The sequence below is a fragment of the Streptococcus sp. genome (assembly GCF_030528045.1).
Classification (GTDB): Bacteria; Bacillota; Bacilli; order Lactobacillales; family Streptococcaceae; genus Streptococcus.
In genome coordinates, this window is record NZ_JAUMZR010000023.1 from 19,459 (window position 1) to 31,610 (window position 12,152).

At 41.7% G+C, this 12,152-nt stretch carries 14 protein-coding genes, 1 tRNA gene and 1 other RNA gene; 1 reads left to right on the forward strand and 15 read right to left on the reverse strand.

Annotated features, from left to right (window positions below):
* Positions 1–168: 168 nt before the first annotated feature.
* From Q4A91_RS05790 to Q4A91_RS05805, 4 genes are read right to left on the reverse strand one after another with little or no spacing between them, the layout of a single operon-like run.
* The gene (locus Q4A91_RS05790; RefSeq protein WP_303209744.1) at positions 169–405 is read right to left on the reverse strand and encodes an acyl carrier protein; all 237 of its coding nucleotides are present in this window, start codon (positions 403–405) and stop codon (positions 169–171) included.
* 5 nt (positions 406–410) lie between these two features.
* Entirely contained in the window at positions 411–1,403 is a 993-nt protein-coding gene (gene plsX / locus Q4A91_RS05795; RefSeq protein WP_070683744.1) for a phosphate acyltransferase PlsX, read from the reverse strand.
* Positions 1,400–2,170, reverse strand: coding sequence for a DNA repair protein RecO (recO, locus tag Q4A91_RS05800; RefSeq protein ID WP_303209747.1), 771 nt, complete (start codon positions 2,168–2,170; stop codon positions 1,400–1,402). The genes plsX and recO overlap by 4 nt, the downstream gene beginning before the upstream one ends.
* Positions 2,167–3,336 (reverse strand): pyridoxal phosphate-dependent aminotransferase, encoded by a 1,170-nt coding sequence (locus tag Q4A91_RS05805; RefSeq protein ID WP_303209749.1) that lies wholly within the window; start codon positions 3,334–3,336, stop codon positions 2,167–2,169. Before Q4A91_RS05805 ends, recO begins: the two co-directional genes overlap by 4 nt.
* Before the next feature lie 151 nt (positions 3,337–3,487).
* On the opposite strand from Q4A91_RS05805, the gene Q4A91_RS05810 reads away from it, so the two are divergent.
* On the forward strand, positions 3,488–4,498 hold the full coding sequence (locus tag Q4A91_RS05810) for a YeiH family protein (RefSeq protein WP_303209751.1): 1,011 nt from the start codon (positions 3,488–3,490) through the stop codon (positions 4,496–4,498).
* A gap of 28 nt (positions 4,499–4,526) precedes the next feature.
* On the opposite strand, the gene Q4A91_RS05815 is transcribed toward Q4A91_RS05810, so the two are convergent.
* From Q4A91_RS05815 to Q4A91_RS05865, 11 genes are all read right to left on the reverse strand, one after another.
* A complete protein-coding gene (locus tag Q4A91_RS05815) occupies positions 4,527–4,964 on the reverse strand; it encodes a CoA-binding protein (RefSeq protein ID WP_303209752.1) in 438 nt (145 codons plus the stop codon).
* 119 nt (positions 4,965–5,083) lie between these two features.
* Entirely contained in the window at positions 5,084–6,052 is a 969-nt protein-coding gene (locus tag Q4A91_RS05820) for a ribose-phosphate diphosphokinase (protein WP_000010174.1), read from the reverse strand.
* Between the two features lie 214 nt (positions 6,053–6,266).
* Positions 6,267–6,761, reverse strand: a complete 495-nt coding sequence (locus Q4A91_RS05825; RefSeq protein WP_185756296.1) for a carbonic anhydrase — start codon at positions 6,759–6,761, stop codon at positions 6,267–6,269.
* Positions 6,762–6,833: 72 nt separating this feature from the next.
* Positions 6,834–8,198, reverse strand: coding sequence for a DNA repair protein RadA (gene radA, locus Q4A91_RS05830; protein ID WP_303209760.1), 1,365 nt, complete (start codon positions 8,196–8,198; stop codon positions 6,834–6,836).
* Positions 8,199–8,208: 10 nt separating this feature from the next.
* Positions 8,209–8,748: a histidine phosphatase family protein gene (locus Q4A91_RS05835; protein ID WP_223141548.1), complete on the reverse strand. Its 540-nt coding sequence runs from the start codon at positions 8,746–8,748 to the stop codon at positions 8,209–8,211.
* 1 nt (position 8,749) lies between these two features.
* Complete coding sequence (locus Q4A91_RS05840; RefSeq protein ID WP_303209755.1) at positions 8,750–9,193, reverse strand: dUTP diphosphatase; 444 nt, start codon at positions 9,191–9,193, stop codon at positions 8,750–8,752.
* Between the two features lie 55 nt (positions 9,194–9,248).
* Positions 9,249–9,346, reverse strand: an RNA gene (ffs, locus tag Q4A91_RS05845) — signal recognition particle sRNA small type.
* 32 nt (positions 9,347–9,378) lie between these two features.
* Positions 9,379–9,846, reverse strand: coding sequence for a tRNA adenosine(34) deaminase TadA (gene tadA / locus Q4A91_RS05850; RefSeq protein WP_303209756.1), 468 nt, complete (start codon positions 9,844–9,846; stop codon positions 9,379–9,381).
* A 200-nt stretch (positions 9,847–10,046) separates the two neighbouring features.
* On the reverse strand, positions 10,047–11,333 hold the full coding sequence (locus Q4A91_RS05855) for an adenylosuccinate synthase (RefSeq protein ID WP_303209758.1): 1,287 nt from the start codon (positions 11,331–11,333) through the stop codon (positions 10,047–10,049).
* Between the two features lie 241 nt (positions 11,334–11,574).
* Complete coding sequence (gene comW / locus Q4A91_RS05860) at positions 11,575–11,811, reverse strand: sigma(X)-activator ComW (RefSeq protein ID WP_033629128.1); 237 nt, start codon at positions 11,809–11,811, stop codon at positions 11,575–11,577.
* Between the two features lie 208 nt (positions 11,812–12,019).
* Positions 12,020–12,093: transfer RNA gene (locus Q4A91_RS05865), tRNA-Asn, on the reverse strand.
* Positions 12,094–12,152 lie beyond the last annotated feature (59 nt).

The window sequence follows — 12,152 nt, forward strand, 5'->3', positions numbered from 1 at the left end:
TTCATTCATTTTTATTTTAAAAACCACTTAATGAACCACGGATAAAAACCGGTCACATACATAAACATTCCTCCTTTTTCTTTCTCATCTCTTTATTCGCAATTTCTACTAAAAGTTTCTCTTTTTTCTGCAAATAAAAAAACAACATGACTTGCATGTTGCTTTTGGCTATTTTTTATCTTTAATAATCGCTACTACATCCGCTACACTTTGAAGTTGATCGATTTCCTCATCAGTGATTTCGATACCAAATTCATCTTCTAGTGTCAAGACAAACTCCATCAAATCCACTGAGTCCGTATCTAGATCGTCTTTCAAACTCAAGGCCTCTGTTACGGCAAAGTCTTCTCCCTGTCGCTCTTGGATAATGGTTACAATACGGTCAAAAATTTCTTTTTCTGTCATCTTTTTTATTCTCCTGAAAATTCACGCGCAGTTTGAGCAACTACGTCTGTTTCTAGCATGGTACGAATCTGACGAATCGTACTGTACACAGCCTTGGCATCACTTGAGCCATGAGTTTTTACAACTGGCGCCTTGACGCCAAACAAGACTGCTCCTCCAACATCTGAATAGTTAAGCTGTGTCTTCAACCCCTTAAGACTATCCTTAAGAAGTAGAGCACCTAGCTTCGCTCGAAGGCCACCACCCGTAATAGCATTTTTAAGTAAGCCCATGATTCCCAAAGCTGTACCTTCGATGGATTTGAGAACAGCGTTTCCCGTGAAACCATCTGTTACGACAACATCCGCAACGCCATTCATCAGATCACGCGCTTCCACGTTTCCGACAAAGTTCAAACTTTCATCAGCTACTAACAAGTCGTATGTTTCCTTACGAAGCGGATCTCCCTTGCTGCTTTCTGTTCCATTGTTGAGCAAACCAACACGTGGTTTCGAAATCCCACGAACATTTTTCGCATAGAAGGAACCTAGGACAGCGTATTGGTGCAGATGATGGGCTGTATTTTCCGCATTGGCTCCAAGGTCTAGCATGTCAAAGCCTTTTCCATCAATAGTCGGCAAGGTCGACATGAGTCCTGGACGATCGATATTTTTGATACGACCCACAATGAAGAATCCTGCAGCCAACAAGGCACCTGTGTTACCAGCAGAGAGGACAGCGTCTGCTTCTCCCTCCTTGACTGCCTTGGCTGCCAATACCATGCTGGCATTTTTCTTCTTACGGATAGCTTTTGTCGGCTCATCATCTGAGTTAATTTTCTCATCCGTATGGATAATGCTGACGCGCTCTGTCGCTGTTAGATATTGCTTGATCTTACTTTCATCTCCGTAGAGTTGAATCTCAATATCTGAAAAGTCAGCAAGGGCTTGATTGACACCCTCAACGATGGCTTGAGGTGCGTAATCGCCCCCCATGGCATCTACTGCAATTTTTTTCATTTTTTTTCCTCTTTTAGTAATTGTCCCCAGTCTGCTAGGGAATCAATAAATTTCTTTGATTTAAGGTGAATCCCAACGTACTCTTCGTAGAGTTGATCCATAAATTGGCGTAGCTCTTGCTTGATTTCTGCCTTAAGCGAAATGGTCTCCAAGGTTTCAAAATCAATGGCTTGAAATTGATTGAGCAGATAAGGGATATTGGGATTTAGATGACAACGTCTCTCATCTTCATGATAATGCTCTGGGCAAAGGCAGGCTCCATATTTGAAAGAAAAGTCAAAGGCCTGACCGACCCGATGGCAAAAGACACACTCATTAAAATTAAGGCTAATCCCAAATCGAGTCAAGATTTGAATTTCAAAAATATTGGTCAAAACCTGATAATCCAAACCTGCTTCCATCAACTCCAGAGTCTTCCTCAAGAAAGCAAACAAGGGAGCATCCTGCTGATTATCCTGCAAACTAGCATCTGCAAGAGCAGCCACATAGGTTGCATAGGCCATGACAAAGAGATCACTATTAATCTTTGGAAAGGTCATCACCTCATGGTAGTCCTCGATGTAGCTAAGCCCGTCATCATTGATTCGCAAGAGAAATCGTGCCAACACCAAGGGCTGAATAACCGGAGCTAGTTTGGACTGGCCAGCGTGTTTGACGAAAAACATGCGCTTGCCCGCCTGCTCGGTAAAAATTTTGACTAGCTTGTCATCCTCACGAAAGTTACGATTGTAGAGCACCAAGCCTTGACTCGTGATAGACTGAATCATGCTTCTCTCATGTACTCCTCAAGTCGTTTCATGGCCTCTCCGATTGTTTCCATGCTGGCTGCATAGGACAGGCGCACATAGCCTTCTCCGTAACGCCCAAAGGCGGCACCAGGGATAAAGGCAACGGCCTTCTTCTGAGCAAAATCCTTCAGAAAAGCAAAGGAATCTTGATTGTAGCCCGCTGGAATCTTAGCAAAGATATAGAAGGCCCCATCTGGTTTGGTAATCTCAAAACCAAGAGTAGTCATCTTCTCGATGATATAATCTCGACGCTGGATGTACTCCTTCTTCATAGGCTCTGCGTCGTTTTTACCAGCGGTCAAAGCCTCCACCGCAGCGTGTTGAGCCATAGTGTTTGCGGCAGTGACCAAGTATTGGTGACTCTTGATTAACTGAGCTGTGAAAGCCGCAGGAGCAAAGATAAAGCCTAAACGCCAACCAGTCATAGCATGCGATTTAGACAAGCCATTAATAATAATAGCCTGATCTCTCAGCATAGTTCCCAGAGATACATGGGCTTCGCCTGTATAGGTTAATTCTGAGTAAACCTCATCACAGACAACAAAAATCTCATACTTGCGTAAAACGTCTGCCAAGGCTTCCAACTGCTCCCGACTATAGGTAATTCCTGTCGGATTGGCTGGATAGTTGAGAATAACTGCTTTGAGCTTGTCACCCTGCTCCAAAATGGCCTTTTCCAACATCTCAGGGGTCAAAACAAAACCATTTTCAGTTGTATCAATCTCGACAATCTCTGCCCCAACCAGATTGACAATCGGTTCATATCCTGGATAGGCAGGAGCTGGCAAGAGCACCTTGTCTCCCTCTTCCAAAATAGCTGTCAAAGTAGCAGATAAAGCCTCTGTCGCCCCAATTGTAACCAAAATTTCATTTTCAGGATTATAATCTAACTGGTACTTTTCTTTTACAAAGTCGCTAGCAGCCTGGCGCAAGGTCAGTAAACCGCTCATCCCTGTATAGTAGGATTGGTTCTGGTCAATGGCTCTCTTGGCTGCCTCCTTGATATGATCTGGCGTTGTAAAATCAGGTTCCCCCAAGGTCAAACGCAAGACCCCAGGAATCTCTGAAATTGCCTGGTCAAACTGGCGAATCAAGGAAACTTGAATCTTGTCTAACTGTTTATTAAAGCGTTTGGTTAAGTCCATAGATATCCCCCTTGCTTACAGAACATAGTACTATTATACTACAAAAGCTTCCTGACCGCAAAATCCATCTGAAACCCGCATTTTTCACTTTCTGTTTTACTTTTCTTCTCGACAGGACTATAATAATAAGTGCTTATTTTCGGAGGTTTATATGTCATTTTTATCAAAAAATGGAGCAGGAATCTTGGCCTGCCTTCTCATTTCTATCGTATCTTGGTTCCTGGGAGGATTTTTCCCCGTCGTGGGGGCACCTGTCTTTGCAATTTTTGCTGGAATGCTCCTCCACCCCTGGCTCTCGTCCTACAAACAACTAGATGCAGGTTTGACCTTTAGTTCCAAGAAATTGCTCCAGTATGCCGTTATCTTACTCGGTTTTGGTCTCAATATCTCGCAAGTCTTTGCAGTTGGACAAACTTCACTCCCTGTCATCCTTTCCACCATTTCGATTTCCTTAATTGTTGCCTACCTCTTCCAGCGTTTCTTTGCGCTAGACACAAAACTGGCTACCTTGATTGGAGTGGGTTCTTCTATCTGTGGTGGTTCTGCCATTGCTGCGACAGCACCCGTTATCCATGCAAAGGAAAAAGAAGTTGCCCAAGCCATTTCCGTTATCTTTTTCTTCAATGTCTTGGCTGCGCTCATCTTTCCAACTCTAGGAACCTGGCTTCACTTATCAAATGAAGGCTTTGCCCTCTTTGCAGGAACTGCAGTCAATGATACTTCTTCTGTAACGGCTACCGCCAGCTCCTGGGACAGTCTTTATCAGACAAATACCCTTGAGTCTGCAACTATTGTTAAACTCACGCGTACCTTAGCAATCATTCCCATCACTCTCTTTCTCTCCTACTGGCAAAGTCGCCAGCAAGAAAATAAACAAGGCGTACAACTGAAAAAAGTTTTCCCACTTTTTATCCTTTATTTCATCTTAGCCTCTCTCTTAACGACTCTTCTCACCTCTCTCGGTGTGTCTAATAGCTTCTTTACCCCTCTCAAACAACTCTCCAAATTCCTCATTATCATGGCCATGAGTGCTATCGGTCTCAAAACCAATCTAGTAGCTATGGTCAAATCCAGCGGTAAATCCATTCTTCTTGGAGCCCTTTGCTGGATTGCCATCATCCTCACCAGTCTTGGCATGCAAGCATTGATTGGTGCTTTATAATATAAAAAGGTAGCCCATGGCTACCTTTTTATTGCTCAAGAATTAAGCGAGTATGTTCTCTTTTGATGCAACGATTCATCACGATGTCATCGCATCCTCCAGCACGCAAGATTTCTTCCGCTTCTAGGCTTTCAAGTTCCAGTTGTGCCCAAAAAATCTTAGCATCAGCCTTGAGAAAATCACGCGCAACATCAGGTAAAAACTCACTGCGACGGTAAACATTGACAATATCTACAGGAAAAGGAAGCTCTTCTAGACTCGCATAAGCCTTTTCTCCCAAAATTTCCCCACCTGCAGCCTTGGGATTAACTGGAATGATTTTATAGCCCCGAGCCTGCATTTCCTTGGTTACTCGATTACTAGTTGTTTCTTCACGATCGGATAAACCCACTACCGCTAACGTTTTACTGGTCTCCAGATACTGACGGATCACACCATCACTTGGATTGATAAATTCTTGGCTCATAGAAATCCTCCTTTTTTCTCAGTATAGCATATTTTGAAAAGGCTTGCAGATTTTGACTATAAAAATCTCCTAGCAAGAAAAGAAACCTGCTAGGAGTTCTGTCTACTTCAAGTGAAAGATTAAATCTTTTTCTCAATACAAAATAGGGGAGAAAGAGGACGTTTTTCGTGAATACGGATAATAGCATCGCCCAGAAGATGAGCAATCGAAATTTGTTCAATCTTATCAATCAAACGCTCTTCTGGTAGGTAGATAGTATCCAAAACAACCAATTTTTTAATAGCTGATTTTTGGATATTATCCATAGCAGGACCAGAAAGTACTGGGTGCGTACAGCTTGCGTAAACTTCAACAGCACCTGCTTCAGCAAGAGCATCCGCCGCATGACAAATAGTTCCAGCTGTATCGATCATATCGTCAATCAAGATACAAGTCTTACCTTCTACCTTACCAATGATGTTCATCACTTCACTGGTATTCATCTTGTCTACACTACGGCGTTTGTCAATAATCGCAATCGGAGTTTTCAAAAACTCTGCCAATTTACGAGCACGAGTTACTCCACCATGGTCTGGGCTGACAACCACGTAGTCAGAACCAACCATGCCACGACGTTCAAAATAGTCCGCAATCAATGGAGCACCCATCAAGTGATCTACAGGAATATCAAAGAATCCCTGAATCTGTGCAGCGTGCAAATCAATCGTCAACAAACGATCTACCCCAGCAACTTCTAGCATGTTTGCAACGAGTTTTGCAGTGATTGGCTCACGCGCGCGCGCTTTTCTATCCTGACGTGCATAGCCATAGTAGGGCATAACAACATTGACAGATTCTGCACTAGCCCGCTTCAAGGCATCTACCATGATCAAAATTTCGAGCAGATTGTCATTTACAGGTGAACTAGTTGATTGTAGGATAAAGACGTGTTTTCCACGGATTGATTCTTCAATGTTGACCTGAATCTCCCCATCTGAAAATTGGCGAACAGTCGATTTCCCCAACTCTATCCCAATTTCTTGCGCCACACGTTCTGCCAATTCTCTATTAGAAGAAAGGGCAAACAGCTTTAAATCAGAAAAAGACATGATTTCCTCCGGTATTTATGTATCACTTGTTTTTTACACAACATTTTCCATCTACCATTGTAGCGCTTTTTCCTTTATTTTTCAATCAAAAATAAAACAAGAGTAAACATTTATACCCTTGTTTTATACTATTTTATATTAGTTATATTAAAACTAAAAATCCTACATTTTAACAATCGATTTTATGCTAGGATGAAATTTTTTCGAGACAAAGTTAGTATACTTCTCTCATACTTCCTGTATCCACATCATAGACAGCACCTGAAATAACCACATCATCAGGAATCAGTGGAGACTCTCTAAGCAATTGCATATCCTCTCTCACACTCTCTTCAACATCCTGGAATGGTAAAAAATCTTGATCAGATACATCAACTCCGAGCTCGTGTTTCAACTGTTCATGAAAACTTTCATTTTGAAAGGTTTGAGCTCCACAGTCTGTATGGTGAAGCACCACGATTTCTCTTGTTCCCATTTGTTGCTGGGAAATCACCAGTGAACGAATCATGTCTTCAGTCACTCGACCACCCGCATTCCGCAAGATATGAGCATCCCCAAGGGCCAAACCTAGAGCTTGCGCAACGTGTAGACGTGAGTCCATACAGGTCACAATAGCTACTCTGGTTTTGGGTTTAAGTGGCAGATTTAACTGCCCATGTAGGGCAACATAAGCCTGATTGGCTTGCATAAACTGTTCAAAATACGACACGATTCCCTCCTCAAAAATTTGATAATCAAATATTTCTCCTATCTTATCATTTTTAAGAGGATTTGTCACGGATTATGCAAAGACCTTTTTCAAAACTTCTTGAATCGTTGTCACTCCAATGACCTGAATTTCCTTAGGCGGAGTGATTCCTGTCAAGGAATTCTTGGGTACATAGATTTTTGTAAATCCAAGTTTAGCAGCTTCATTGATCCGCTGCTCGATACGATTGACACGGCGAATCTCTCCCGTCAAGCCCAGTTCTCCTACAAAACATTCCTGAGGATTAGTTGGCTTGTCCTTGTAGCTCGAAGCAATAGCAACCGCAACAGCCAAGTCAATGGCAGGTTCATCCAATTTAACACCACCAGCAGATTTGAGATAGGCATCCTGATTTTGCAAGAGAAGGCCTGCACGCTTTTCCAAAACAGCCATAATCAAGCTAGCACGATTAAAATCAAGTCCCGTCGTCGTACGCTTGGCATTTCCAAACATGGTCGGTGTTACCAAAGCCTGAACCTCCACCAAAATCGGACGGGTCCCTTCCATGGTCACAACGATTGACGAGCCAGTAGCCCCATCCAAACGCTCTTCTAGGAAAACTTGACTCGGATTGAGGACCTCAACTAATCCACCCGACTGCATCTCAAAAATCCCAATCTCATTAGTGGAACCAAAACGGTTTTTGACTGCCCTCAAAATACGGAAGGCATGGTGTCGCTCCCCTTCAAAGTAAAGCACCGTATCCACCATATGCTCCAACATACGCGGACCAGCCAAGATCCCTTCCTTGGTCACATGCCCTACGATAAAGATGGCAATGTTATTGGTCTTAGCCAGCTGCATAAGCTCAGCGGTCACCTCACGCACCTGAGACACAGACCCCTGCACCCCTGAAATCTCAGGAGACATAATCGTCTGGATAGAGTCGATGATGAGAAAATCTGGTTGGATGCGCTCCACCTCAGATCGAACACTCTGCATATTAGTCTCTGCATAGAGATAAAACTCACTATCAATATCCCCCAAGCGCTCTGCTCGTAACTTAATCTGCTGGGCAGACTCCTCCCCACTGACATAGAGAACAGTCCCTACTTGGGACAGCTGAGTCGATACTTGTAAGAGAAGGGTTGATTTCCCAATCCCTGGATCCCCACCGATAAGAACGAGACTCCCCGGTACCACACCTCCACCAAGCACACGGTTAAATTCCTCCATCTCCGTCTTGGTTCGATTGACATTGATGGAAGTCACCTCAGCCAGTTTCATGGGCTTGGTTTTCTCACCTGTCAAGGACACTCGTGCATTCTTGACCTCGGCAACCTCAACCTCTTCTACAAAAGAAGACCAAGTCCCACAGTTAGGACAACGTCCCAGATATTTAGGGGAATTATATTCACAATTTTGACACACAAATGTCGCTTTTTTCTTTGCGATGATAAACCTCTTTCTAAATCTCTATCTCACACTCAATTACTTGACAAAAATCAATCTTCTCATTTGGCACAAACTGGCGCATGAGCATTCCATGAGTTACAATGATAATAGTTTTATAATTTTTATATTTTTCCAAAGCTCTTAAAAAACGATGACGCATCTCTAGATCAGTTTCATAGCGATAAGGAGAATCTTCAGATAAACCTCCTTGATGTTTTAGATAATATTCATGAGCTACCAATACACTAGTTAAATCAGAGTTAGTGCCATCTAAGTCTGGACGCCACTCATGAAAAAACGGCTCCACAAATAAGTCCAATCCTGTTTCAACTGCTATATAATGTGCTGTTTCTAAAGCCCTCGTCACAGATGATGAAATAATAATCTCTGCCTTTCCAAAACATGCAGTTTTAGCAACTTCTTTTGCCAAACTGCGACCTTTTCCTGTCAATGGTGCTAAATCACGACCAAAACCACTATAGAGTTGCGGATTTTCAAGTTTATCAAGCATACTATAATCTGGCTCCCCATGACGTACAAAGATAATCTTCATCTTAGTGTCCAGTTGACCCAAAACCACCAATTCGCACGCCGTCTGCTGCATCTCCATCTGCAATTAAGAAAGGAGCAAAGACAGCCTGAACAACACGTTCCCCAACTTCAAGAACAACCTCTTGGTCTGTAATATTCTTCATCTGAGCAAAAATATGCCCTTCATTCCCAGGATTCCCATAATAATCTCCATCAATGACACCAACAGAGTTAATCAAGACTAATCCCTTCTTACGAGGGTTTGAAGAACGATCATAGAGGTAGAGAACCTCAGTCGGCTGCATATAAGCCTTAACCCCTGTCGGAACCAAGACAATCTCTCCTGGCGCAATAACCGTACGCACAGCAACCTTTAAGTCGTAACCAGCCGCATGCGCTGTCTCACGCTTAGGTAGCAAATTTTCATCTGTAAAAGTCGAAACCAATTCAAAACCACGAATTTTCATATTCTTCTCTTTTCTATTATCATTTATTCTAGATTATTCTATCTTATTTATTCGGAAAAAGCACGAAAAAAGAGCACACAATTCAAATCGCTTAGGGCTGCTGGATTCCTCCCCTGACCCGCTTCACGCAGAACTGTTGCTCTACTATTTATTATATCACATTCCTATTCATTTTAAAAGCAAAATTATTTTTTCCGTCTATTTCTAAAAAAGTCCTGCATGATAGCTGCGCATTCATCTTCCAAAATTCCCGTTTCAACCTCCACACGATGATTGAGACGTTCATCTGTCAAGATATCGTACAAACTTCCAGCAGCGCCAAATTTCTGGTTTTTAGCCCCGTAGACCACGTTTGGAATGCGGGCGAGTCCAATCGCCCCACTACACATGACACAAGGCTCAATGGTCACAAAAAGCGTGCAATCTAGCAAGCGCCAACTCTCCTCACTCAAGTTCGCATTCTCTATAGCCATAATCTCCGCATGCATAACTGCTCGCTGCAATTCCTCACGCGCATTATGCCCCCTACCAATGATTTCCCCATTTTTGACAATCACACAACCAATTGGGATTTCATCGTGCTCTAAAGCAATCTCAGCCTCTCTCAAAGACTCTCTCATAAAGGCTTCTTTTTCTTCAACTGTATAATTCATCGTTTTTCTCTTTTCCTACTTGTCGATTTTATTATTATATCATGATTCTCAACACAAAAAAAGCCACCGAATGCGGTGACTTAATAGGGAGATTATTATGAAAAAGAAAAGTTTAGGATATTTGTTACAACAAGTTAGGAGGTCTTCTTGTAACTGTCTATAGTATACCCAACCTGTCTTAAACTAATCTTAAAAATCTCCTATGACCAAACACTTTCTAAAATATTAGTTTGTTCACGACCGGGACCTACTGAGAAAGTTGAGATACGAACACCAACCAACTCGCTTACACGACGAACATAGTTACGTGCATTCTCAGGAAGGTCTTCTAAATTACGGACTCCAGTGATGTCTTCTGACCAACCTGGCAATTCCTCGTAAATTGGCTTGCAACGTTTCAACTGCTCAAGACTAGCAGGATAGTAATCAATACATTGACCATCAAGATCATAGGCCACACAGATTTTCACAGTATCCAAACCACTCAAAACATCTATGGAGTTCAATGAAAGATTGGTAATCCCAGATACACGGCGGCTGTGACGCATCACAACTGAGTCAAACCAACCCACACGACGTGGACGACCAGTTGTTGTACCATATTCATGACCTACTTCGCGAATGCGATCTCCCACTTTATCAAATAATTCAGTTGGGAAAGGTCCATCTCCTACACGACTCGTGTAGGCTTTACAGACACCTACAACCTTGTCAATCTTACTTGGACCAACACCAGACCCAATTGTCACACCACCAGCTACAGGGTTTGACGACGTAACAAATGGATACGTACCTTGGTCGATATCTAGCATAACACCTTGCGCACCTTCAAACAGCACACGTTTGCCATTATCAAGTGCATCATTCAAGATAACGGATGTATCTGTCACGTATTGCTTGATTTGTTGACCATACTCATAGTATTCTTCAAAAATATCATCAACTGAAATAGGGGTGCTATCATATAATTTTTCAAACAGACGATTCTTTTCCGCAAGATTGCGTTCCAAACGTTCACGAAAAATTTCTTTATCCAAAAGATCTGCAATACGAATTCCAACACGAGCAGCTTTATCCATATAGGCTGGACCGATTCCCTTGATTGTAGTACCAATCTTATTGTCGCCCTTGGCTTCCTCTTGCAAACGGTCTAATTCAATGTGATATGGTAAAATGACATGCGCACGATCCGAAATGCGCAAATTATCTGTTGTCACACCTTCTTCATTAAGATAATTCAACTCTTTTACTAGAGATTTAGGGTTTACAACCATCCCATTCCCAATAACAGAGATTTTTTCAGGAAAGAAAATTCCAGATGGAATCAAGTGCAACTTAAATTTCTTACCATCAATCACAATCGTGTGACCAGCATTATCACCACCTTGATAACGAGCAATTACCTCTGCATTAGCTGAAAGAAAATCTGTAATTTTCCCTTTACCTTCATCACCCCACTGGGTACCTACAACAACAACTGAAGTCATAATAAAATTCGTCTGAGCTACTAGGAGCTCGTCCTTTCTCATATACACGGCAGGAATCTCACCCGCAATTATATCTTACAATTTATTATAAGAAAAAAACACTATTTTATCAAGAAGAAACAGTAGAAAAGATTTGGAAATTCTCTCATTTCTAAATACAGAAGTCTTTTATTATAAGCTAATTCTATATTTTTTAAAAACTAGCTACAACTATCGTTCGTAATTATGATATAGATGCTTCCTATTGGATGAGGGTTATACCACCTTGCAGGAATTTATCTAGATATAGACGATAAGCTGTTTTAAAGTGATATAGTGAAAAGTCCCTATCACTTTTTATTTTAAATCGGATTAAGTAATATAGTAAAAAACGAAGATGAAGTGATTCCCACTCTGAACAACTCTGCCCTAAAGAGGCATATTCTTGTTCAACTAGTTTCAAAAAGACAAATGCTCGATCATAAAATTTCTGAAGCATATAAAAATTCCCTTTCTTATTAGTAACACTAGTCTAACAAAAAAAGGAACTAAAAAAGCTTCAAATCCTATAAAAGAAGAATTTAGGGCTAAACGAACTAAAAATAAAATAAAGAGGTAATTATAGATTTAAAAATTAAAATTTGAAATTTCAACAGTCCATTATATTTATAAATAAAAAAACGCTCAGTTGAACGTTTCGATTTATACTCCGCCAGTAGGACTCGAACCTACGACATCATGATTAACAGTCATGCGCTACTACCAACTGAGCTATGGCGGATAAAAGCTAAGCGACTTCCATATCTCACAGGGGGCCAACCCCCAACTACTTCCGGCGTT